The sequence below is a fragment of the Brevundimonas sp. P2_A6 genome (assembly GCF_056404975.1).
On the sequence record NZ_JBFUCZ010000008.1, the window covers coordinates 1 to 21,594 of the forward strand.

Sequence of the window (21,594 nt, forward strand, 5' to 3'; positions counted from 1 at the left end):
ACGACCGGGGCCTGAAAGGTCCCGGCGGCCAGTGGCGCGAAGAACGTTTTGGAAAAGCCGGCCAGCACCACCGTCAAAGCGATCAGCGCCATTCCAATATAGAAGCGGGTAGGCTTGCTCGCTGCCTCAACATCCATTGGCGTAATTCCCCTGAAGCAAAGCTGCCACGCGCGGAGGGTCCGTGTCGATCACCCGTTTAGCAGTGCACCTTCGCTTTGACCCACTATTTGGATGTCCGCTTTCCACCCAAAGCAGACCTCTGGCACGTCCGCTTTCGGACAGATAGGTTGGTGGGCGAGCGGCCTGGGCAGGGAGGGCGCTACCAAAAAGCTATTGGGGAAGCAGTCGTACCGGCGCGCCCTGCTGGCAGTTGGGAGTAGTTGGGAGGCGCAAAGTCAACGCTCGCACCTTCAACCAATTGTAAACAATGGAAAAAATGGAGCGGGCGGCGGGAATCGAACCCGCACGAAAAGCTTGGGAAGCTTTCAGGCTACCACTACATCACGCCCGCGGAAGCGGGAGCAAACTAGCGGAATGCGGCGCGCGCTCAAGCCGAAACGCGCGCCCTGGCCTGCGACGGGTGACGTCGCCAGATTTGCCCGCCGGGTGTGGGATCAGCGCGTCGGTGCCCCGACCACGGCGTCCACCGATCCCGTCGTCACCGGGTGGTAGCCAGGGCGGGCCTCGGCATAGATCCGGGTGGCGATGGGGCGGCCCCAGTCACCTTCGGCCCACAGCTGGGTGAACAGCGGCAGGACGAACTTGCGGCGGCCCTGCGAGGTCAGGAACCGCTCCAGCGTCGGCACGGCGGGTTGATAGCGGTGGGCGACCGCGATCTGAAGCCAGCTGAACAGGACCTCGGCATTGCCTTCCGCCCGCAGGTTCAGGGTCGATTCCAGGTCGGCGAGCTGGGCGGGGGTCAGCCAGTCGCGGCCGGCGGCCAGTCCTTCGGGTCGCCAGTTCAGGAAATGCTGACGCTCCTGCGTGGACCAGCTGTTCCAGGGGATGGCCGAAGCCGGACCCTTGTCGGCGAAGAAGGCCACAGCCGCGCCGTCGACGGCCGTCAGGGCGGTCGAGACAGGTGCCTGGGCGTTGGACGGCAGGCCGGGCTGATAGACCCATTCGTCCAGCATCAGCCGCTGCTCCAGCGCTGCGTCGCCCTTCACCAGATTGGCGCGGATGTCGGCCAGGAAGCCCGCGGCCGTCATCGGCTGGAAGGCGTGGCGTTCGAAATAGCCCTTCAGCCAGGCGTCGAAGGTCGGACGGCCCACGATCCGCTCGATGGTGCGCAGGAAGGCGGCACCCTTCTCATAGGGGATGTCGTTCAGGCCCGCGTCCGGATCGCGGCCGGTCAGGTCGACGTGCAGGCGGGTGTCGGCGGCGGGCATCTCGGCCAGGGCGGCCTGAAGGTCGGCCCAGCCCAGGACCTGAAGCATCAGGGCGCGGTCCCGACCGTAGATCGCCTCCATGATCCGGTTCTCGAAATAGGTGGTCGTCCCCTCGTTCAGCCAGATGTCGGACCAGGTGGCGTTGGTCACCAGATTGCCCGACCAGCTGTGCGCCAGTTCGTGCGCCACCAGGCTGACCAGCGACTTGTCGCCTGCCACCACGGTCGGCGTGGCAAAGGTCAGGCGCGGGTTCTCCATCCCGCCGAAGGGGAAGGACGGCGGCAGGATCAGCAGGTCGTAGCGACCCCAGCGATAGGGGCCGTACAGGGCCTCTGCCGCATCGACGAACTGACCCATCTCGGCGAACTCGGCCTTGGCGGCGTCCAGGCGGCTGGGCTCGGTCCAGACGCCGACGCGGTCGCCCTCCGAGGCGAAGGCCAGGTCACCGACCGCCAGCGCGATCAGATAGGGCGGGACCGGATTGGTCATGCGGAAGCGGTAGGTGTGCGACCCTTCGGGGGCCCCGTCGGTGGCCTTTTCCCCGTCGGGGGTCAGCATCTCGGCCGACATGACGGCCTTAAGCGCCTCGGGCACGGTGATCCGGGCGGTATAGGTCTGGCGGATGCCGGGGCTGTCCTGGGTCGGGACCCAGGTGCGGGTCAGGATGGCCTGGCCCTGCGAGAACAGGAAGGGCTGGCGGCCGCCCGCGGTCTGGGCCGGGGTCAGCCATTGCAGGGCCGCGGCATCGGGGCGGGTGGCATAGCCGATGACGATCTTCTGCACCTTGCCCTCATCGAAGGCGGGCACGGTGACGGTCAGGGCCTGGCCCAGGATGGGGTCCTCGGCCCCCAGGGTGAACTGCAGCGGGTTGCCCTTGTCGTCGGCGACCGAGCGGATTTCCAGGTTGCGGGTGTCCAGGATCACCTGGGTCGCGCCGGTCTGGCCGGTGACGTCCAGGGTCGCGGTGCCGCTGAGGGTCTTCGTCTCGAAGTCGGCGGTCAGGTCCAGGGCCACGTTCCTGACCCGCGCGATCTGGGGCTGGGCATAGGAATGGATGTCCCGCTCATAGGTCACGGGCGCGGTGGCGGTCGCGGGCAGGGGCGGCATGTCGGACTTCGGATCGTTGGCGGCGCAGGCGGCCAGGGCGGTGGCGACGGCGAGCATGGAGACCATGCCGATCAGGCGGGCGCGAGGCATCAGGCGAACTCCGGGAACAGTGCGGCCCGCACCGAGCCCCCAAAGCCCGCAAAGATCAAGAGGCGGCGGCGACCGGCACCGGATTGCGCGACACGAACAGCCGCCCGCGCTCGGCATAGAGCACGCACAGCAGGGCGGCGACGCCGCAGGACGTGATGCCCACGGTCATGGGCACGACGCTGCCGTCGAACTGCTGCCCGATCAGGAAGCCGGTCAGGGAGCCGATGATGGTCGAGATGAAACCTTGGGCCGAAGACGCGGTGCCCGCGATATGGCCCATCGGCTCCATCGCCATCGAGCCGAAATTGCCCGCCAGCAGGCCGAAACAGAACATGGTGCAGGCCTGCAGGATGCCGAAGGTCCAGATCGTCTCGTGCCCGCTCAGGGTCACCAGCATGTGCAGTGCGCCGAAGGTGATGAACCCCAGCAGCGCCGTATGGCCGATCATGCGCGAGCCCAGTCGCTCCACCAGTTTCGCATTGACGATGGAGGCCACGGCGATGCCGCCCGCGATGCAGGCGAACACGGTCGTGAACAGGCCGGGCGCGTGGAAGACGTCGAAGAAGATCTGCTGGGACGAGTTGATGAAGCCGAACAGGGCCCCGGTGATCGCCGTCATGGCCAAGGTGTAGCCGATGGAGATTCGGTTGGTGACGGCCTCCTTGAAGGCCCCGGCGATGCGGTGGGCCTCGATCGGCTGGCGGTCGGCGGGGGCCAGGGTTTCAGGCAGGCGCAGGCCCGTCCAGATCATCAGGGCAATCCCGGCGAAGGCCAGGACGCCGAAGATCGCCTCCCACGGCGCGACCAGCAGGATGGCCTGGCCCAGCGACGGCGCGATGATCGGCACGCCCAGGAAGACGAGGAAGCTCAGCGACATGACCCGCGCCATGGTCCGGCCGGAATAGCGGTCGCGCACGATCGACACCGCCAGGACTCGGGTCGCGGCCGAACCCATGCCCTGACCGATGCGCGCGAGGATCAGCGTCTCGAAGGTGGGGGCCAGCATGGCGACGACGCTGAAGGCGACATAGATCCCGACGCCGATCATGATGACGGGCTTTCGCCCATACCGATCCGCCATGGGTCCATAGACGACCTGAAGCGCGCCGAACCCGAGCAGATACGAGGTGATGACCCACTGGCGGCTGTTGGCATTGGCAACGCCCAGCGCGTCGCCGATCTGGGGCAGGGCGGGCAGCATGGCGTCGATCGCCAGGGCATTGAGCGCCATCATCAGGGCGATCATGCAGACAAACTCGGGAAACCCCGGCCCCTTGGCGGGCGATACGGCGTCGGGCTGGGTCATGGGCAACCAGATGCGGTCAGGACTCGATTGCCGCAACCCTCGGCATGCTCACTTTTCGCAACTGCGAGATGATCGGCGCACGATCAGGGCGTGAACTGGATGGTGCGGGCGAACTGGACGTCGCGCGGACCGGGGGCCACTTCGCTGCCGTTCATCAGGGCGACGGCGGCGGCACCGAAGCCCAGGCCCGGATGGGTCTCGCCCAGCACCGTGCACCCATCGACCTTGCCATCCGTGTGGGCCGTGCACTCCAGCGTCACAGCGACCCCGGCCAGCACGGGCGCGGGTTCGGCTGTCATGGACACCGGCTGAACGCGCGGCTCGACAAGCGTGTCGCTGGTCTTGGCGACGCCGGGGTTGGCGGACAGGGCGAGGGCGATGACTAGGGCGATCATGGGACGAACCTTTTCACTGCCTGATCAATGTTTCTGAAAGGACTGCGTTCCCTCAGTGATCCATCCGGCGTGGCGGGATCGGCGAACCGTGTCTATCTGACCACCATGGCCAAACGTCCGGCGACCGCGAAGAAGACCCTGTCGGTCGCCAACCTTCAGACGCTGGGCGAAGCGCGGCTGGCGACGCTGCTGATGGAGCTGGCCAGCGAGGACGCGGGCTGGAAGCGGCGATTGCGGATGGAGCTGGCCGCCGAGGTCGGGGCGGCCGACCTGGCGCTGGAGATCGACAAGCGTCTGACCACGCTGGAGGGCAGCCGCGCGCGGGTGTCCTGGCGCAAGCGACCCGAGCTGATCGCCGATCTGCAGGCCCTGCGCCGGATCATCGTCGAGCGGCTGGCAGCCATGGATGCGCGGCTGGGGTTCGATCGTCTGGTCGTCTGGTTCGACCTCTATCCCGGCCTCGCGGCGCGGGTGAAGGACCCCAAGGGCGAGCTGGCGACGATGTTCGACGCCGCGTCGGGCGACCTGGCGAAGGCCGCATCGGCGGCAGGGGTCGAGGTCGCCGCACCCGTCCTTCTGGAGGCCCTCAACACCCGGCTGTCGGAATGGGGAGCCTGGGTCGGGCGCGGCGCGCAGGGACTGGACCGGCCGCTGGCGCAGGCGGTGCTGACGGGACTAACGCAGGGGCGGCCGCGTCCCACGGGGCGTCTGGCCCTGGTGGTGCGAAAACTGGCCGATCGGGCCGGGGATCTGGACGCCTGGATCGCGGCCCTGGCCGAAGACGACCGGACCAAGCCCGAGATCGGGGCCGAGATCGCGCGTCGCCTGGCCGAGGCTGGTCGGGCGCCCGAGGCCCGCGCCGCGCTGGACGCGGCCCGGCCCGTGTCGCCGGACCGCCAGAGATGGGGACGGCGCGAGCCCGAGCCGCCGCCCCCGCCGCCCGAGGTCTGGTCGACCGCCGAGATCGCCGTAATGGAGGCCGAGGGCGATGCCCGGGGCGCATCGGACGCGCGCTGGATGCTGTTCGAGCGGACCCTGGCGGAGGCGCCCCTCAAGGCCGAGATCGCCAAACTGCCGGATTTCGAGGACGTGGTGGCCACCGACCGCGCCCTGGCCCATGCAGCGGCCTTTCCCGATGCGACGGCGGGTCTGAGGTTCCTGATGAACTGGCCGGCGCACCGCGAGACGGCGGACATGATCCTGGCGCGGCCGGGAGACCTGCGCGGGTCCGCGGACGAGGTTCCCCTGTGGATCGGGCGACTGGAGGGCCGGTATCCGGCGGCGGCGCTGGTCCTGATCCGTGCCCGGGCGGTCGCCCTGACCCGGTTGGCGCTCAGCGCCGGCGGCGAGGAGGTCGGTCAGCTGGTGCATCACGCCGAGGGCCTGGCCACCCAGATCGGCGACGAGGGCCACGACGGCTTCCTGACGGCGCTGGAGGAGGCGGCGCGCCCGGTCCGGCGCGGCTGGCGATAGGTGGTGCCCCCGGTCGGACTCGAACCGACACTCCTCTCGGAACCGGATTTTGAGTCCGGCGCGTCTACCAATTCCACCACAGGGGCCTGCGCAGGCACGTCTTTAGTGGGCTACCGCGCTTCGCGCTACTTGGGCCCGGCTTTTTTTAGCCTGCCAGGCGCAGCGCAGCATCGGCGTCTCGGGCCGCGAAATTCCGGGCCGCCCTTGCGTTCCAGCGCGCTGTAACGCATCTGCGCCTGCATGAGCGAACCCCTGCCCGATCTGGCCGTCGTCTATGAGCATCCCGAATGGTTCGAGCCGCTGTTCGCGGCGCTGGACCGGCATGGCGTCACCTATGTGAAGGTGCCGCTGGCGGGCCACACCTTCGATCCGGCCGCCAGCCCCGCGCCGGCGACCGTGGTGTTCAGCCGGGTGGCCATGTCGTCCTTCCTGCGCGATCCGGAACATCCGATCTTCTATGCCCAAAGCCTGTTCGAGCACTGGCAGGGGCTGGGCACGCGGGTCGTCAATGCCTCGGCCCTGAACATCGACACGTCCAAGGCGCGGCAGATGTCGCTGATCGCCCGTCTGGGTCTGAAGGGTCCGGCGACGCGGGTGGCGCACCGTCAGGCGGACATTCCGGCCGCCGCCGAGGACTTGCGGTTCCCCGTCCTGGTCAAGGCCGACATCGGTGGGGCCGGGGCGGGCATCACCCGCTATGAGACGCCCGAAAAGCTGGCCGAGGCGGCGGGCGAGGCGTGGTGCCCCGTCGGCGTCAACGGCATCTCCCTGATCCAGGAATACGCGCCGCGCCGCGACGGCAAGATCACGCGCGTCGAAACGCTGAACGGCAAATACCTGTACGCCATCGATATCGAGAGCCCGGGCGACGCCTTCGACCTGTGCCCGGCCGACGCCTGTCTGGTGCGGCCCGGCGCGCCGACCCTGACCATGACCCGGGCCGAGCCGCCGCCCGAGATCATCGCGGCGGTCGAACGCATCGCGGTCGAGGGCGGGCTGGAGGTCGGTGGGGTCGAATATCTGGTCGACGAGCGTAACGGCGACGTCCTGTTCTACGACATCAACGGTCTGTCGAACTTCGTGGCCAGGCCCGTCGAGGTGCTGGGGTTCGACCCGCACGACGATCTCGTCGAATGGCTCAAGGGCATCGTGGCCGAGGAAAAGGGCAAGCGCGCATGAGGTACGGATATTGGGCCCCGGTATTCGGCGGCTGGCTGCGAAACGTGGCCGACGAGCGCGAGGCCAGCTGGGAGAACATGTCGCGCCTGGTCAAACGGTCGGAGGCGTTGGGCTACGACCTGACGCTGATCGCGGAACTGAACCTGAACGACATCAAGGGCATCGAGGCCCCGGCTCTGGACGCCTGGTCCACGGCGGCGGCGCTGGCCGCCGTGACCGAAACGATCGAGCTGATGGTGGCTGTGCGTCCGAACTTTCATCAGCCGGCCCTGTTCGCCAAAAAGGCCGCCAACATCGACCGGATTTCCGGCGGGCGGCTGGCGCTGAACGTCGTCTCGTCCTGGTGGGCCAAGGAGGCCGAGAGCTATGGCCTGCAGTTCGACCAGCACGACGACCGCTATGGCCGCACGGCCGAATGGCTGACGGTCCTGTCGCGCCTGTGGACCGAGAAGCGGGTCGATTTCGAGGGCAGATACTACACGCTGAACGACGCGATCGTGGAGCCCAAGCCGACGTCCACGCCCGAACGCCCGCGTCCCGTGATCTATGCTGGAGGCGAATCCGAGGCGGCCAAGACCCTGATCGCGCGCCATTGCGACGCCTACGTCATGCACGGGGACGAACCCGGGTTCATCGCCGAGAAGGTCGCGGACATGAAGGCGCGACGCGAGGCGTTCGGCCTGCCGCCGATGCAGTACGGCATGGCCGGCTATGCGATCGTCAGGGACACACAGGCCGAGGCCGAGCGAGAGCTGGAACGGATCACCACCATCCCCGGTCTGGCCGAGGGTTCACCCCCGGCCGGGTTCGCCAATTTCGACCAGTGGCTGAGCGGCACCGAACTAGAGCGTGAGCTGAAGATCCGCGAATACAGCGTTTCCAACCGCGGCCTGCGCCCCGGCTTCGTCGGCACGCCCGAGACCGTCCGTGAACGGATCGAAGCCTTTGAAGCCGCCGGTCTTGACCTCGTTCTGCTGCAGATGTCGCCTCAGGAAGAGGAGATGGAGCGGTTCTCGGCCCAGGTCATGAGCTGACAGCCACTTCGGCAGACCGCCGGCTACTGTATCCGAAAGATCGAGCGGAAGCCGATGATGCGGGGTCGGTAGGCGCCCTCCACCTCCGTCGAGCTGATCAGGCGCGCGCGATCCATGCCACGCAGGGCGGCCTCGCCGAAGTGGCCGTCCGTGGGAAATTCAGCCTCGACCGCGCATTGGTCCAGCGAGCCGTCGGCCTGCATCAGACAGGTGATGACGGCGACGCCTTCGATATAGCTGGTCCGGGGATAGCGGATGCGGGGCTGCTGGGCCCAGGTGATTCCGCCGGACAAGCCGCTCTCCTCGATATCGGGTAGCAGGGCGTCGCGCGGATCGACCAGCGGTCGTCCGCAGGCGGTCAGGGTTTCGTCGATCGCCGCGCTGGACCCGGGCAGTTCCAGTTCGTGGCGCAGGTTGCGACCGTCCTCGGCCCCGCGCGGGACGACGATCGTCACCGCTCCGCCGTCACGCATCTCACGCGCCAGGGATGCCGGATAGTCGGCCAGGGCCACGGTCCGATCGGTGGTCACGTTCCAGATCGTGTCCTGCAGTTCGCCGTCACCAACCTTCATCCGTAGAACCCGCGTACGGGCGTTGCGACTGACCGGAGAGAGCCCTGCGATCAGAGCGCCGAACGCGCCATCCACGCATCGGAAGCCGATGGCCAGCCCCGTCGTGGTCGTGACGTAGGCGAAAACCGACTTCTGGTCCGGTTGGCGAACGATGTCCCAGTCCTCACCGCTCGCCTGGCCGAACGCCGGCGAAGCGACCGCGAGGATCAGAAGCGTGGCGAGGGAACGGTTACGCATGTTGGAAACGCTTTACTGGGAAGCCGATCAGACCGCAGCCGTGGCCTCGACGTGGTCGTCGGGCTTGCCGGCCTGGATGCGACGGGCACGGATGAACATCTCGATCCGCTGGACGATGACCATGGCGGCGGCGAACAGCAGGAAGGCGTCCTGAATGGCCAGGGCATTCAGGTGCCAGGCCCCGGCATGGGTTTCCAGCCAGGGGCGAAGCAGCGACCGGCTGGCGATCAGGGCGACGATCAGGATGATGCCCAGCCGCGAGGCCTGGGCCTGCAGCGTCCCGTCGGGCGCGCGCTCGATCGTGGTCATCCGGCCGCGCTGATAGCCCGCGGCCGCCCCCAGGATCAGGCCGCCCTTCAGAATGCCCCAGGCATCGATGCCGAAGGCGGCATGGCTGGCGCCCGGCGCCATCGACATGCCCCACAGGCCGAACCCGATGGCCAGTGCGACGAGTACGGGTGCGACCCACATATACTGGACCCGAAGCGGACGAGGCTTCTGGTTGCGCAGGAGAATGATGACCAGGGCGATGCCGATCCCGATCAGGGGTCCGTACTGCTGTGGCGTCATGGTCTGTTCCCCGGTTCGCCAGAACGCTAGCACGACCACAGCGTGCGGCAAGCGGAGCCGCGGTCTTCAGACCGGTGCAACGACCTGTTCGATCGCACCGAAGATCGAATGGTGGCGCGCGTCCAGCATTTCGATGCGAACGGTGTCACCATGTTTCAGGAAGGGCGTGACAGGGGCTCCGGTCGCTATGGTCTCGACCGTGCGGACCTCGGCGATGCAGGAATAGCCCAGACCGCCCCGCGCCACCGGCTGACCGGGGCCGCCGTCGGCACCCTTGTTGGACACCGTGCCCGATCCGATGATCGATCCGGCGACCAGCGCCCGTGTCTTGGCCAGATGGGCGATCAAAACGCCGAAGTCGAAGGTCATGTCCACGCCCGCATCGGCGCGGCCGAAATCCTGACCGTTCAGCTGAACCGACAGGGCCCCGTGCAGCTTGCCGTCCTTCCAGGCATCACCGAGCGCATCGGGCGTGACGAAGACGGGCGACAGGGCGGATGCGGGCTTGGACTGGACGAAGCCGAAGCCCTTGGCCAGTTCGCCGGGGATCAGGTTGCGCAGGGACACATCGTTGACCAGGCCGACCAGCCGGATGTGATCGCGCGCCTGTTCCGGTGTCGTCCCTTGCGGCACGTCGCCGGTGACGACGACGATCTCGGCCTCCAGGTCGCAGCCCCAGCTTTCGTCGGCCAGAGGGATCGCATCGCGCGCGCCCAGGAACCCGTCCGATCCGCCCTGGTACATCAGGGGATCGGTCCAGAAGCTGGCGGGCATCTCCGCGCCGCGCGCCTTACGCACCAGCTCGACGTGGTTCACATAGGCCGAACCGTCCGCCCACTGATAGGCGCGGGGCAAGGGGGCGGCGGCGTCGCGTTCATGGAAGCGCCCGCGCGGTACGGCTTCGTGCTCCAGGCTCTCGGCCAGGGCGCGCAACAAGGGCTCGCATCGGGCCCAGTCGTCGAGCGCGGCCTGCAGCGTCGGAGCGATCAGGAAGGCGTCGGTGAACCAGGCCAGATCGTTGGAGACGATCACGAGGCGACCGTCGCGGCCGTGCTTCAGGGATGCGAGTTTCATGGACGCAGGCTTAGGGGGTTTTCCGTGGCGGGGAAACCGCCGTCCTTACCGTCGCGGCGCGGACAGTTCGCGGTGGGCGGCTTCGATCTCGGCGATGCGCGCGTCCTTGTGGCGCCAGTGGTCGTTCAGGTCGGACACGGCCTGACGGACTCTGGCCCGCCGCTCCCCCTCGGTGGGGGCGGGTGGCACCGTGGGTGGCCGCGACGTCCCCGTGCGGGTCGATGGCGGCGACTGCACGATCACCGTGCCGACGCGCTCGATCAGGACGGTCGAGGTCGATCCCGCGCCTTCGGGCGTCGCAGGGGCGTCGTGCGTCTCGGCATGGGGATCGGCACCATCGCCATGCTCGTGACCCTCGCCGTGACCCTGATCGTGGTCGTGACCCTCGCCGGCGTCGTGCTGCGTCTCCCGCAGGGCCCCCTCCAGCCGGGTCAAGGGTTCCAGCCCATTCGCCAGCGCCAAGGTGCGTCCCAATCGGTTCTCGATCACCCGGATCAGAGTGCGCGCCTTGTCGCGCAGGACGTCCGAGTGTGCGGTCATGGCCGCGCGGATGGCCTCGTCGATGTCCTTCCAGATGGCGGCCGCCGCGCTGGCCGAGGTTGGCTGACGGCGCTGGGCCAGCATCCAGCCCGCGTATCCGGCCAGGAGGAGCAGCAGCAGGCCGATCACCAGGACGAGCGGCGGCAGGTCCAGCATCAGGCCGTCGGATGCGGGGGCATAGACGGCGTCGGCGGGCGGGAAATCCTGCGAATAGCTCATCGGGCCCTCCAGTCGGTGTCGTCACCGATCATGGATCAGCGACCGGCGTCTCACCAGCGAAAGGTTAATGACGGCGAGCGCGGCTGTGGGCGAACGCCGCCCCGTCAGCCCGGCGCGTGCAGCAGGGCACGGGCCTCGGCACCGGTCCTGGCCGAGGCATCGCGCACCTCGACCTCGACGACGATGGCTCCGACCGGATCGACGGCCCACAGATACCGGCGCTCGACCTCGACGGTGCGTCCGGACGGGGCGAAGCCTTCAAAGCTGTCGCCCCACGGCGTGATCCGCTTCAACTCGGGCCAGGTCAGGGAGCAGGCGGCATTCAGCTCCTCGGTCGCCATGGCGGTCAGTTCGTCGGACATCAGACCATGACCCCGCCGGGGGCCGTGTAGTCCGAGACCGCCGCATCCCCGGTGTTCACCACTTCGGACGGTTCGAAGATCATGACCTCGGCCTCCTCGTCGGCCCCGGTGCGGTGTTCGACGCCGCGCGGCACGACGATGAACTGGCCGGGCTCCAGGGTCACCATACGGTCGCGGAACTCGACGCGGAACCGGCCCTTCCAGACCAGGAACATCTCCTCGGCCTCGGTGTGGCTATGCCAGGGGAACAGGCCCTGCACCTTGACCAGACGGACGTCCTGACCGTTCAGTCGGGCCGCCACGCGAGGCCGCCAGTGTTCGGAGAAGGCCGCGAACTTTTCAGACAGATCGATCGCGTCGGGCGTCATCGGTCCTCATCCGCATAGATAGCGACGGATGCGGGCTGGTCCGGCCCGATCCGTCCGCGATACATGCCCGATGTCGTCATGGCGAAGGCGGGAGCACCGTGCGCGTCCATGACGATGACGCCGCCGTAGCCGCCCAGAGATAGGGCGTCATCGACCTCGGCCTGGGCCGCCGTCTGACCGGAGGCGCCGCCCGCGATGCGCGCGCAGATGTCCCGGCCCACCGAGGCGCGGATGTAGAATTCGCCGTCCCCCGTCGCCGACACCGCGCAGCCGTCTCGATTCGAGGCATAGGTGCCCGCGCCGATGACCGGCACGTCGCCGACCCGGCCCCAGCGTTTGCCCGTCGTCCCGCCTGTCGAGGTTCCGGCCGCCAGATGGCCGGCGCTGTCCAGCGCCACGGCCCCCACCGTGCCGAACTTGCGCTCGTTCAGCGGAGGCATGCCCGGATCGTTCGCGGCCAGCCCGCCGACCGGTGCGGCCGGGGCCCCGGCGGGACGGGCGGGGATCGGCAGGTTGTTCTGCCGCAGATAGGTCTCCAGCCCCTGCCAGCGGCGCTCGGTGAAGAAGAAGGCCGGCTCGACCTGCTCCAGCCCGACCGAGGCGGCGAAGGTGTCGGCCCCTTCGCCGATCAGCATGACGTGGGGCGACTGTTCCATCACCGCGCGCGCCGCTGCGATCGGATGGCGGGTGGTGGTCAGGCCCGCGACCGCGCCTGCCGTGAGGTCCGCGCCGTTCATGACCGCCGCGTCCAGTTCGTTGCGACCCGCCGCCGTGAACACGGCCCCGCGACCCGAGTTGAACAACGGGTCGTCCTCCATCAGCTGGATCGCGGCCTGAACCGCATCCAGCGCGACGCCGCCGTTCCGCAGCACCTCGGCCCCGGCCTCCAGCGCGCGCGTCAGGGCGGCGCGATAGGCGGCGTCCTGTTCCGGCGACAGGTTGGCGCGCTCGATCACGCCCGCGCCGCCGTGGATGGCGAAGGACCAGGTCGGGGCCTCCTGCGCCGCCGCCGGGGTAGCAACGGCCAATGCGGCCAGGACTGCAGTTACGAAACGCCTCATCCTAATGCCCCCGTTTGTGATGTGACCATTTCCAGACGCGATATCCGACGATCGGCGCGAACCCGCCCAGCAAAGCACACGCCAGCACGATCCAGAAGCCGCCGCCCAGGCCGAACTCGCCCACCAGCCCGCCCACGACCGCCGCCGCGACGGGGCCGAGGAAGGGCAGCCAATGCGGAGGCGCGACCTTAATTCGCGTCGACCTTGATCACGCCGCGCCGGATCTGGTCCAGCTCGATGGAATCGAACAGGGCCTGGAAGTTTCCGTTGCCGAAGCCCTCGTTGCCCTTCCTCTGGATGATCTCGAAGAAGATCGGGCCGAACGTATCCTGGGTGAAGATCTGCAGCAGCAGGCCCTCCTCGTCCGATCCGTCGATCAGGATGCGGTTCTTGCGCATGCGCTCCACGTCATGCCCGTGGTTGGGCAGGCGCTTGTCGATCAGCTCGAAATAGGTCTCGATCGTGTCCTGGAAGGCGACGCCGCGTTCGCGCATGGCCTCGACCGTGGCGAAGATGTCGTCGGTGGCCAGGGCGATGTGCTGGATGCCCTCGCCATTGTAACGCCGCAGGAACTCCTCGATCTGGGAGTTGTCGTCCTGGCTCTCGTTCAGGGGGATGCGGATGGCGCGGTCGGGCGCGATCATGGCCTGGCTGAACAAGCCCGTGGCCTTGCCCTTGATGTCGAAATACTTCTGCTCCTCGAAGGCGAAGACGTCGCCATAGAAGCCGGACCAGGTCCGCATCTGGCCGCGCTTCACATTGTGGGTCAGGTGATCCAGCAGGTGCAGGCCGACGTTGTTCTTGCGCTCGGCTTCTTCCCAGCCCTCGATCTCGTCCCAGCTGTCGTAGAGGGAGCCGGTCTCGCCATAGGCGTCGATGATGTAGAGCAGGGAGCCGCCGATGCCGCGCAGTACATAGGCGCCGTCGCCGAGCGCGCCGCCGTCATGCATGTCGGCGGGATGGGCACCGCGCGCGACGGCGGCATCATAGGCGGCCTTGGCATCATTGACCCGGAACGCCATGCCGTTGGCCGACGGGCCGTGATCCCTGGCGAACTCGCCGGCGTGTCCTTCGGGCCGGGTGTGAACCAGGAAGGTGATGTCGCCCTGCTTCATGCGGACCACGCCGTTCTTCGGATTCACGTGGGTCTGGACGAAGCCCATGACCTCGATCTGCCGGATCATCGCCTGCGGGTCGGGGCCGGTGAACTCCACGAACTCGAAGCCGTCGACGCCCAGCGGATTCTCGAGGGCAGGGAGGGTGGCGTCCGGGGTGACAGTGCGGGCGGTCAGGTCGTCCATGGGTGCGTCTCCTGAGATCGTTCTCTGACCGGTCTGGCCGGTCGGTTGGCGCGGAACCTAGTGTCGCGGACGTCACAAGCCAAGCCGGGCCGTTCGCACAGGTTCGTGCGCCTCATCTTCAGGTCGCCGCCGCATGACCCACCTGCTAGAGCGGGCCTCATGCTTAGAAAGTTGTACGACGGCGTCTTCGCCCTGGCTCGTGGTCCGCACGCGGAAAAGGCGCTGGCCGCGGTGTCGGTGGCCGAGGCGTCGTTCTTCCCGCTGCCGATCGAGGTCATGCTGGCTCCCATGGTGCTGTCGCGGCCGGAGCGGGCCTATCGGTTCGCGGCCATCGCCTCGATCGGATCGGTCATCGGCGGCGTGCTGGGCTATCTGATCGGTTTCTATCTGACCGACCTGGGCCAGGGTCTGATGCGGCTTCTGGGCCATGCCGACGGCCTGGTCGAGTTCCAGCACTGGTACGACCGTTTCGGCGTCTGGGTCATCCTGATCAAGGGGCTGACCCCGATCCCCTACAAGCTGGTGACCATCGCCTCGGGCCTGGCGCATTTCAACTTCGGCGTCTTCCTCCTGGCCTCGGCCGTAACCCGCAGCGCGCGCTTCTTCATGGAGGCCTGGGTGTTGAAGACCTGGGGCCCGGCCATGCTCGAGGTCGTCGAGCGGCGCCTGGCCCTGTGGAGCGTGATCGGTCTGGTCGTCTTCATCGGCGGATTCGCGGCGCTGAAGCTGCTCTAGAAGGCCCGCCGCCAGTTGCCCAGCAGGGCATAACCCAGGGGGGCATCGCCACGGTGCTGTTCCTGCGTAATGGCGGTCGCCTCCAGCGACAGCACCGATCCGTCGGGCAGGCCATGCAGACTGCGCAGCACATAATTCACTTCGCGACCGCTGGGCGAGGCCGAGAACCGGCGCGTCGAAAAGGTCACCGGATCGAAATAGGCCAGCGGCACGTCGGCCAGCTCGGCCGCGAAGGTCCCGCTCTCGATCCGGATGGGCTGGGACACCTCCCAGGTCAGGGCCAGGCATCCCGGCAGCCATCCGGGGCAGCCGGTGCGCAGCGCCGTCCGCCAGGTCGAGCTGAGCGCGCGGCCCTCCAGCGACAGCAGTCGGCCGTCCATCGCGGTGCGACCGATGCCGACTTCACCGGACAGGAAGGCCCCTTTCCACAGCGGCAGCTCGCCGCCCACACCCGCGAACTCGGTTCGGGACGGCAGGGCGAGATCGGATTGGGACGGCAGATAGGCCCCGAGCGGCCCCAGCCGCTCGTCCAGCGACCCGAGGCTCAGATTGATGGATCCCCGTGATCCGCTCCAGTTCAGGCCGACCCTGGCATAGGAGGATGCGTCGCGCTCGACCGGACGCAGCAGGGCTGTCCGGTCGCCCCCGCCCGTCTCGCCCGTCAGGGTGAAGGCCCCCAGATCGACAGCGCCGCGCATCGCGTGATCCGCATTGGCCAGGGCCGTGAAGCCGTCGCCCGACCCGCTGCGGAAGGGCGATCGCGTGCCGCCCTGCCCCTGCCAGGCGGAAAAGCCGTAGCGGCCGGCGATAATGTTCAGGCTGGCTTCGCGCGGTGGCTCTGCGCCCAGCCACGGCGCCGTGAAGGGTGTGGCGTGGTCGAAGACAGGGTCCGGTTCCCGTAGCGGCGCAGAGGTAGTCAACGACAGGGTCGCGCCCGACGGCGTGGCGATCTGGACGGCCGAACTCTGCATCGTCACCGGGGCGCTGGGTTGGCGGCTGGCGCGAGGCGCGGAAGGATACAGGCCGCCCAGATCCGTCCGGAACAGGCGACTGTAGGAATCGTAGCTTATGGTGGCCAGCGCGCTCTGGCCGACCATGGCGTCGCCGAACGCCTTGCCGATGAAGCTTCCGGGCTGGGTCGCGATCTGAACCTGTCCGCCCGCCGCCGAGGGCGAACTGGTGGTTCCGACAGGCGCGAACGCCCGCGCCAGATCCAGCAGGCCTTGACCGTAGACCGCGTCTATACCCGGATCGCCCGCATCCCGTCCGGTGGTCAGCAGCAGATTGACCGCCTGACGTCCGGTCAGGTTGGGAAAGGCCTCCAGCAACAGGGCGAGCGCACCGGCGACCGCCGGGGACGAAAACGAGGTGCCGCTGCCCCGAAAACAGGACGTCGTGCTGCACCGGCTGATGATGTCGACGCCAGGCGCGCTGAGGAAGTTGGCGGCCGATACACCGGCCCGGTTCGAAAAGTCGGCGATCTGGTTGGCGTTGTTATGGGCCCCGACGACGATGATCGCGCCGGCGAAGCGAGCATCGCTGGCATAGCGTCCCGGATATTCGGGGTCGACCCCGGTCGAATTGCCGGACGAAATGGCGAAGACCACGCCGGCGTTGACGGCCCGCAGCAGTGCGTTTTCGAAACTGGTCCCCAGCCGGCCATCGCCGCCGATGGACAGGTTGATCACGCGCGCCCCATTCGCCACGGCGTAGTCGATGCTGCGTGCCAGGTCAGAGCTGGCGAAACAGACGGTGTCGGTCGGGTCGTTGCAGTCGCTGATGTCGGACCGGACCGACAGCACGGTCGAGTTGTAGGCCACCCCCACGGTGCCGAAACCATTGAACCCGGCCGCTACGACCCCGGCGACGAAGGTGCCGTGATTGTCGGTTCCGTTCGGCGCGTTGCGGCCCGAAACAATATCGGTCGAGAGCGGAGAAATGCGACCGGCGAGGTCCGGCTGGTCCTGCTGGACACCGCTGTCGATGACCCCGACGGTGATCCCCGTCCCGGTCGCGCCGGCGTTCCAGGCCGTCATCGCCCCCACATTGGCGACTCCGTAGTTCCGCAGATACTCCGTCGAGGTCGCGGACGGCACCGCAGGCGGCGGCGGTGGAGGAGGGGGCGGTGGCGGCGGCGGCGGGGGAGGCGGGGGTGGCGCTGGGGTGATCGGCGTCTGGGTGGTCATTCCGCCCCCGCCGCCCCCGCCACAGGCGGCCAGCGGCCAGAGCAACAGGGCGAGCGCTCCCAGGGACGTCCACCGGCTGCGCGCCTTGTGCGTTACCATCTGAAGTCCCTCTCCCCCGACGTGGTCGGAGAACTTCGCCGCCCCTTCACTCACACTTCACTAAAGGGCACGGGTTGACCAGCGCGACGATGGCGCAGGGGAATGGTCAAGCCGATCACGCTTTCGCGACGAAGCCGGGTCGCGATGGGTCAGTCGCGGAGCAGCTCGTTGACCGCCGTCTTGGCGCGGGTCTGGGCGTCCACCCGCTTGACGATCACGGCGCAGTACAGCGACGGCCCGCCGTTCGGGTCGGGCAGGGCACCTGGCACCACGACCGAATAGGCGGGCACTTCGCCGCGCAGGACCTCGCCGGTCGCCCGGTCCACGATCTTGGTCGAGGACGAGATGTAGACGCCCATGGCCAGGACCGCGCCCTGACGCACGATCACGCCCTCCACGACCTCCGACCGCGCGCCGATGAAGCAGTCGTCCTCGATGATGGTCGGATTGGCCTGCAGCGGTTCCAGCACCCCGCCGATGCCGACGCCGCCCGACAGGTGCACGTTCTTGCCGATCTGGGCGCAGGACCCGACCGTGGCCCAGCCATCGACCATGGACCCGTCGTCCACATAGGCCCCGATGTTCACGAAGCTGGGCATCAGGACGACGTTGCGACCGATGAAGGCACCCTTGCGCACCACCGATCCGGGCACGGCGCGAAAGCCGGCTTCCTTGAAGTCGTTGCCGGTCCAGTCGCCGAACTTGTTGGGCACCTTGTCGTACCAGGGCCCGACGCCGGGCGCGGGGGAGGACAGGCCCCGGTCGCCGCCGCGCATGATCTCGTTGTCGTTCAGCCGGAACGACAGCAGCACCGCCTTCTTCAGCCATTGATGGGTCGTCCAGGTGCCGTCCGCGCCGCGCGACGCCACGCGGGCCTGTCCGGAGTCCAGCAGGGCGATGGCCGTCTCGACCGCCTTGCGGGTCTCGCCGCCGGTGGCGGGCGTCAGTTCGGCGCGCTGCTCCCAGGCGGATTCGATCACGGCTTCGAGGGCGGCGTGGTCGGTCATGCGGCGTCCTTCATCGACAAGGGGTTCAGAAACTCGAGCAGGTCCGGCGCCGTGGCATCGACCCAATCGCCGATCTCGTGGCCATGGCCGTCGCCGATCAGGACCGTGGCCATGCCCAGCGCCTTGGCCGGTGCCAGATTGCGCGGCGTGTCCTCGAAGAAGACGGCGCGACCCGCGTCGATACCGAAGCGCTCGATGAACCGGCGATAGGTCGCGGGCGCGGGCTTGGGCGTCAGGTCCATGTCCTCGATGGCGAAGACGCCGTCGAACCGGTCGGTGATGCCGATCCGCTCCAGCACCCGCGCCGCATGAAACCGCGCGCCATTGGTCAGGACGTATTTCCGGCCCGGCAGACTCCGCAGCACCGTATCAAGCCGGGGGTTGGGCTCCAGCGTGTCCAGCGGCACATCGTGGACCTCCCGCAGGAACTTTTCCGGGTCGATCGCATAGTTGGCCATCAGCCCGGCCAATGTGGTGCCGTGCTCGTTCAGGAATTGCTTCTGCAGCACCAAAGCCTCGGCGGCGGGCAGGCCTACGGCATCGACCATGAAGGCGTTGATCCGGCCCTGGACCAGACCCATCACCCCCTGTTCGCGCGGATACAGGGTGTCGTCCAGATCGAAGACCCAGGCGTCGATGTGGCTCAGATCGACACTCACGCCTTCACCAGGGTGCCTGCGCCGTATTCGGTGAACAGCTCGACCAGCATGGCGTGGGGGCGGCGACCGTCCAGGATGACCACCGCCTCGACCCCAGCCCGCACCGCGGCCATGGCGGTCTGCAGCTTGGGGATCATGCCGCCGGACGCCGTGCCGTCGTCGATCAGGGCCTGGGCCTCCAACAGGGTCATCTGGCGGATGATGTCGCCGTTCTTGTCCAGCACGCCCTTGACGTCGGTCAGCAGCAGCATCCGTTTGGCGTTCAGCGAACCCGCCACGGCACCGGCCACCGTGTCGGCGTTGACGTTGTAGGTCTGGCCATCCTCGGCCACGCCGATCGGGGCGATCACCGGCACCCAGTCGTCGGTCTCCGATGCGATCAGGCCGGCGATCAGCTTGGGATCGACCTTGGTCGGTTCGCCGACGTAGCCCAGGTCGACCTCGTGCTCGATCAGGCTGTCGGGGTCGCGCTTCGTGCGCGTGGTCTTTTCGACGGTCAGCAGGCCGGCGTCCTTGCCCGACAGGCCGATGCCGCGCACATCGGCCTCCTTGCCGGCGACCGAAATCCAGTGGGCGATCTCCTTGTTGACCGCGCCCGACAGGACCATTTCGGCCACCGCCATCGTGTCCTTGTCCGTGACGCGCAGGCCGTCGACAAAGTTCGACTTGACCCCAGCCTTGTCCAGCATGGCGCTGATCTGCGGCCCGCCGCCGTGCACCACGACCGGGTTGACCCCCATCAACTTCAGCAGCACGACATCGGCGGCGAACTGCTTTGCCACGGCGGTCTCGCCCATGGCATGGCCGCCGTATTTGATCACCACGGTCTCGCGGTCATAGATCTGGATATAGGGCAGCGCCTCGGCCAGCGTCTTCGCCGTGGCCCAGCCCCGCTCCTCTGATTGGCGTTCCAGTTCGTCCATGGGCGCGAGATAGCGGGGGGTGGAGGCGGTGTCACGGGGAAAGCTCGACGGTCGCAGTTCCTAATCCTGACGTCAGATCGCTGGTCGTTGCAGGGGAGGGACAAGCGTTGACCTCGTCTCCCTTGGGCAGCAATGAGACAAGGCTACAATAAAGGTGACAGCGGGCTCGATGTTGACGGACAAGGCCGATACGCGAAGACGGCCGGGCATCCAGGGTGCCTGTGAAGCGACCGAGCGGTTCCAGGAAAGTTCGCTGGCCGCCGCAGGCCGAGTTCGGCGGTTGAAAAAATGACCTCGGTCTGTATCGACGGCTTCAACATGGCGATGCCGAAAGGCTCCGGCATTGCCACCTACGGCCGGAACCTCGGTTCGGCCCTAGTGACGAACGGCCATCATCTGTCGATTCTCTACGGGCCTGCGGCGGATCTGCGAACCGACAATCTGGCGAACTTGGCTGCCGTCGCCGACGGACCTCCACCGCGCAGCCGGATAAACAAGAATGAACGATGGCGCCGGACCCTCATGGCTCGTTTCGGCAGGAATGCCATACCCGTCATTCCTACCGATCAGGTGATATGGTCGCCGAGCACGGCCCCCCCTCGAGACGCCAGGTTGTTCTGGTCCTCGCAGAACCTGTTCACCACCGCCAACAGAGCTTTCCACAAATACCGAACGATAACACCCCTGACATTTCGGGAACGTGATGGAGTTCCCGCTCCGGGCGTCGTCCATTGGACATGTCCGCTGCCAATACACGCCAGACGGACGGTCAATCTCGTGACGTTTCACGATTTGATCCCGCTTCGACTGCCGCACACTACGGTGGATGACACCACGGCCTACCTAGACCTTTGTCGCTCGGTGGCGAACCATGCCGATCATATCGTGGTGGTTTCAGAGCAGACCCGACGCGACGTCATCGAGTTGCTGAACGTGGATGAAAAACGCGTCACCAACACCTACCAGGCGGTTCAGCTCCCGCGCGAAGGCTTGATCTCTGAAGATGACGCGGTGCTGGATGTGGAAGAGACGCTCGGCCTGCCATGGCATGGTTACTTTCTCTATTTTGGTGCCGTCGAGCCCAAGAAGAATCTGGCTCGCATCGTCGAAGCGCATTTGACGGCCAAGACCCACGCGCCCCTGGTCATCGTGGGGGGGCGCGGCTGGCTCGATGCCGACGAAGTGTCGCTGCTCGATCAACTGCAGGGCGAAGCAACGGACCGGGCACAGCGGATCCGACGGTTTCCGTACATGCCGTTTCCGCTTCTGATCAGCCTCATCCGCGGCGCGCGAGGCGTGGTCTTTCCGTCCCTGTACGAAGGCTTTGGTCTGCCTGTCCTAGAGGCGATGTTGCTCGGGACACCAGTGCTTACCTCGACGATGGGATCGCTGCCGGAAATCGCGGGTGATGCTGCCTTGTGCGTCGATCCCTATGATATCGCAGCCATTCGCGACGCCATACGGGCGCTTGATGCAGACGATGGGCTTCGCCGTGACCTAGTTCGGAAGGGACGCGTTCAGGCGGCCAAGTTCAGTCCTGACCACTATCAGGCGCGATTGGTTCAAATGTACGACCGGCTGGGCCTGACATGAACATCCCGGCCATGGCCATCTAGCATCCGCATCGTCGTTTGGTGGGTCGCGCGGGTGGTGAGGCGAGCGACCAACGATCATAGTTCCTTGTTGCGCGGCACAAGAAACTCGGTATC

The 21,594-nt window shown here is 67.4% G+C and carries 21 protein-coding genes and 2 tRNA genes; 5 read left to right on the forward strand and 18 right to left on the reverse strand.

The features are described 5' to 3' along the window. Positions 1-437: 437 nt before the first annotated feature. The 4 genes from AC1DW4_RS14665 to AC1DW4_RS14680 form a co-directional block, all read right to left on the reverse strand. Positions 438-511: transfer RNA gene (locus AC1DW4_RS14665), tRNA-Gly, on the reverse strand. Positions 512-614: 103 nt separating this feature from the next. After that, positions 615-2,585, reverse strand: a complete 1,971-nt coding sequence (locus tag AC1DW4_RS14670) for a M1 family metallopeptidase (RefSeq protein WP_477017998.1) — start codon at positions 2,583-2,585, stop codon at positions 615-617. Positions 2,586-2,640: 55 nt separating this feature from the next. Next, complete coding sequence (locus AC1DW4_RS14675; RefSeq protein WP_477017999.1) at positions 2,641-3,891, reverse strand: multidrug effflux MFS transporter; 1,251 nt, start codon at positions 3,889-3,891, stop codon at positions 2,641-2,643. A gap of 83 nt (positions 3,892-3,974) precedes the next feature. Then, entirely contained in the window at positions 3,975-4,286 is a 312-nt protein-coding gene (locus tag AC1DW4_RS14680; protein ID WP_477018000.1) for a hypothetical protein, read from the reverse strand. Between the two features lie 27 nt (positions 4,287-4,313). On the opposite strand from AC1DW4_RS14680, the gene AC1DW4_RS14685 reads away from it, so the two are divergent. After that, a complete protein-coding gene (locus tag AC1DW4_RS14685; RefSeq protein ID WP_477018001.1) occupies positions 4,314-5,759 on the forward strand; it encodes a DUF6880 family protein in 1,446 nt (481 codons plus the stop codon). Between the two features lies 1 nt (position 5,760). Here AC1DW4_RS14685 and AC1DW4_RS14690 read toward each other — a convergent pair. Beyond that, positions 5,761-5,845: transfer RNA gene (locus AC1DW4_RS14690), tRNA-Leu, on the reverse strand. A gap of 154 nt (positions 5,846-5,999) precedes the next feature. Between AC1DW4_RS14690 and AC1DW4_RS14695 the strand changes: the two genes are divergently transcribed. Together AC1DW4_RS14695 and AC1DW4_RS14700 are read left to right on the forward strand one after the other, a co-directional pair. Further along, entirely contained in the window at positions 6,000-6,938 is a 939-nt protein-coding gene (locus tag AC1DW4_RS14695) for an ATP-grasp domain-containing protein (RefSeq protein ID WP_477018002.1), read from the forward strand. After that, positions 6,935-7,972, forward strand: a complete 1,038-nt coding sequence (locus AC1DW4_RS14700) for an LLM class flavin-dependent oxidoreductase (RefSeq protein WP_477018003.1) — start codon at positions 6,935-6,937, stop codon at positions 7,970-7,972. The genes AC1DW4_RS14695 and AC1DW4_RS14700 overlap by 4 nt, the downstream gene beginning before the upstream one ends. Positions 7,973-7,995: 23 nt before the next feature. Here the strand turns inward: AC1DW4_RS14700 and AC1DW4_RS14705 are convergent, their stop codons facing one another. The 9 genes from AC1DW4_RS14705 to hppD all read right to left on the reverse strand — a co-directional run bounded on the left by AC1DW4_RS14705 (position 7,996) and on the right by hppD (position 14,276). Then, positions 7,996-8,781, reverse strand: a complete 786-nt coding sequence (locus tag AC1DW4_RS14705; RefSeq protein WP_477018004.1) for a hypothetical protein — start codon at positions 8,779-8,781, stop codon at positions 7,996-7,998. A gap of 27 nt (positions 8,782-8,808) precedes the next feature. Beyond that, positions 8,809-9,351 carry a CcdC protein domain-containing protein gene (locus AC1DW4_RS14710; protein WP_477018005.1) on the reverse strand — a complete coding sequence of 181 codons (543 nt, stop codon included), beginning with the start codon at positions 9,349-9,351 and terminating at the stop codon, positions 8,809-8,811. Positions 9,352-9,417: 66 nt separating this feature from the next. Then, on the reverse strand, positions 9,418-10,425 hold the full coding sequence (locus AC1DW4_RS14715) for a fumarylacetoacetate hydrolase family protein (RefSeq protein ID WP_477018006.1): 1,008 nt from the start codon (positions 10,423-10,425) through the stop codon (positions 9,418-9,420). A 45-nt stretch (positions 10,426-10,470) separates the two neighbouring features. Beyond that, complete coding sequence (locus AC1DW4_RS14720; protein ID WP_477018007.1) at positions 10,471-11,184, reverse strand: hypothetical protein; 714 nt, start codon at positions 11,182-11,184, stop codon at positions 10,471-10,473. Positions 11,185-11,288: 104 nt separating this feature from the next. Continuing rightward, positions 11,289-11,546 carry a hypothetical protein gene (locus AC1DW4_RS14725; RefSeq protein WP_477018008.1) on the reverse strand — a complete coding sequence of 86 codons (258 nt, stop codon included), beginning with the start codon at positions 11,544-11,546 and terminating at the stop codon, positions 11,289-11,291. Continuing rightward, positions 11,546-11,914, reverse strand: a complete 369-nt coding sequence (locus AC1DW4_RS14730; protein ID WP_477018009.1) for a cupin domain-containing protein — start codon at positions 11,912-11,914, stop codon at positions 11,546-11,548. Before AC1DW4_RS14730 ends, AC1DW4_RS14725 begins: the two co-directional genes overlap by 1 nt. After that, the gene (locus tag AC1DW4_RS14735) at positions 11,911-12,975 is read right to left on the reverse strand and encodes an isoaspartyl peptidase/L-asparaginase family protein (RefSeq protein WP_477018010.1); all 1,065 of its coding nucleotides are present in this window, start codon (positions 12,973-12,975) and stop codon (positions 11,911-11,913) included. The genes AC1DW4_RS14730 and AC1DW4_RS14735 overlap by 4 nt, the downstream gene beginning before the upstream one ends. Position 12,976: 1 nt before the next feature. Continuing rightward, entirely contained in the window at positions 12,977-13,111 is a 135-nt protein-coding gene (locus tag AC1DW4_RS14740; protein ID WP_477018011.1) for a hypothetical protein, read from the reverse strand. A gap of 52 nt (positions 13,112-13,163) precedes the next feature. Then, positions 13,164-14,276, reverse strand: coding sequence for a 4-hydroxyphenylpyruvate dioxygenase (gene hppD, locus AC1DW4_RS14745; RefSeq protein WP_477018012.1), 1,113 nt, complete (start codon positions 14,274-14,276; stop codon positions 13,164-13,166). 159 nt (positions 14,277-14,435) lie between these two features. Here hppD and AC1DW4_RS14750 point away from each other — a divergent pair, with 159 nt between their 5' ends. Then, complete coding sequence (locus AC1DW4_RS14750) at positions 14,436-15,011, forward strand: YqaA family protein (protein WP_477018013.1); 576 nt, start codon at positions 14,436-14,438, stop codon at positions 15,009-15,011. Here the strand turns inward: AC1DW4_RS14750 and AC1DW4_RS14755 are convergent. From AC1DW4_RS14755 to argB, 4 genes are all read right to left on the reverse strand, one after another. After that, a complete protein-coding gene (locus tag AC1DW4_RS14755; RefSeq protein WP_477018014.1) occupies positions 15,008-17,296 on the reverse strand; it encodes a S8 family peptidase in 2,289 nt (762 codons plus the stop codon). The genes AC1DW4_RS14750 and AC1DW4_RS14755 overlap by 4 nt on opposite strands. Before the next feature lie 149 nt (positions 17,297-17,445). After that, positions 17,446-18,303: a 2,3,4,5-tetrahydropyridine-2,6-dicarboxylate N-succinyltransferase gene (gene dapD / locus AC1DW4_RS14760; RefSeq protein WP_477018015.1), complete on the reverse strand. Its 858-nt coding sequence runs from the start codon at positions 18,301-18,303 to the stop codon at positions 17,446-17,448. Further along, positions 18,300-18,962 (reverse strand): pyrimidine 5'-nucleotidase, encoded by a 663-nt coding sequence (locus AC1DW4_RS14765; protein WP_477018016.1) that lies wholly within the window; start codon positions 18,960-18,962, stop codon positions 18,300-18,302. Before AC1DW4_RS14765 ends, dapD begins: the two co-directional genes overlap by 4 nt. Then, the gene (argB, locus tag AC1DW4_RS14770; protein WP_477018017.1) at positions 18,959-19,885 is read right to left on the reverse strand and encodes an acetylglutamate kinase; all 927 of its coding nucleotides are present in this window, start codon (positions 19,883-19,885) and stop codon (positions 18,959-18,961) included. Before argB ends, AC1DW4_RS14765 begins: the two co-directional genes overlap by 4 nt. A 288-nt stretch (positions 19,886-20,173) precedes the next feature. On the opposite strand from argB, the gene AC1DW4_RS14775 reads away from it, so the two are divergent. Further along, entirely contained in the window at positions 20,174-21,478 is a 1,305-nt protein-coding gene (locus AC1DW4_RS14775; protein WP_477018018.1) for a glycosyltransferase family 4 protein, read from the forward strand. Positions 21,479-21,594 lie beyond the last annotated feature (116 nt).

Excerpts from the sequence above, each read along its gene's own strand:
- AC1DW4_RS14675 (WP_477017999.1), bottom strand. The coding sequence starts at position 3,891 with ATGACCCAGCCCGACGCCGTATCGCCCGCCAAGGGGCCGGGGTTTCCC.
- hppD (WP_477018012.1), bottom strand. The coding sequence starts at position 14,276 with ATGGACGACCTGACCGCCCGCACTGTCACCCCGGACGCCACCCTCCCT.
- dapD (WP_477018015.1), bottom strand. The coding sequence starts at position 18,303 with ATGACCGACCACGCCGCCCTCGAAGCCGTGATCGAATCCGCCTGGGAG.
- AC1DW4_RS14715 (WP_477018006.1), bottom strand. The coding sequence starts at position 10,425 with ATGAAACTCGCATCCCTGAAGCACGGCCGCGACGGTCGCCTCGTGATC.
- AC1DW4_RS14720 (WP_477018007.1), bottom strand. The coding sequence starts at position 11,184 with ATGAGCTATTCGCAGGATTTCCCGCCCGCCGACGCCGTCTATGCCCCC.
- AC1DW4_RS14705 (WP_477018004.1), bottom strand. The coding sequence starts at position 8,781 with ATGCGTAACCGTTCCCTCGCCACGCTTCTGATCCTCGCGGTCGCTTCG.
- AC1DW4_RS14735 (WP_477018010.1), bottom strand. The coding sequence starts at position 12,975 with ATGAGGCGTTTCGTAACTGCAGTCCTGGCCGCATTGGCCGTTGCTACC.
- AC1DW4_RS14775 (WP_477018018.1), top strand. The coding sequence starts at position 20,174 with ATGACCTCGGTCTGTATCGACGGCTTCAACATGGCGATGCCGAAAGGC.
- AC1DW4_RS14695 (WP_477018002.1), top strand. The coding sequence starts at position 6,000 with ATGAGCGAACCCCTGCCCGATCTGGCCGTCGTCTATGAGCATCCCGAA.
- AC1DW4_RS14750 (WP_477018013.1), top strand. The coding sequence starts at position 14,436 with ATGCTTAGAAAGTTGTACGACGGCGTCTTCGCCCTGGCTCGTGGTCCG.
- AC1DW4_RS14725 (WP_477018008.1), bottom strand. The coding sequence starts at position 11,546 with ATGTCCGACGAACTGACCGCCATGGCGACCGAGGAGCTGAATGCCGCC.
- AC1DW4_RS14710 (WP_477018005.1), bottom strand. The coding sequence starts at position 9,351 with ATGACGCCACAGCAGTACGGACCCCTGATCGGGATCGGCATCGCCCTG.
- argB (WP_477018017.1), bottom strand. The coding sequence starts at position 19,885 with ATGGACGAACTGGAACGCCAATCAGAGGAGCGGGGCTGGGCCACGGCG.
- AC1DW4_RS14755 (WP_477018014.1), bottom strand. The coding sequence starts at position 17,296 with ATGGTAACGCACAAGGCGCGCAGCCGGTGGACGTCCCTGGGAGCGCTC.
- AC1DW4_RS14680 (WP_477018000.1), bottom strand. The coding sequence starts at position 4,286 with ATGATCGCCCTAGTCATCGCCCTCGCCCTGTCCGCCAACCCCGGCGTC.
- AC1DW4_RS14670 (WP_477017998.1), bottom strand. The coding sequence starts at position 2,585 with ATGCCTCGCGCCCGCCTGATCGGCATGGTCTCCATGCTCGCCGTCGCC.
- AC1DW4_RS14685 (WP_477018001.1), top strand. The coding sequence starts at position 4,314 with ATGTTTCTGAAAGGACTGCGTTCCCTCAGTGATCCATCCGGCGTGGCG.
- AC1DW4_RS14700 (WP_477018003.1), top strand. The coding sequence starts at position 6,935 with ATGAGGTACGGATATTGGGCCCCGGTATTCGGCGGCTGGCTGCGAAAC.
- AC1DW4_RS14730 (WP_477018009.1), bottom strand. The coding sequence starts at position 11,914 with ATGACGCCCGACGCGATCGATCTGTCTGAAAAGTTCGCGGCCTTCTCC.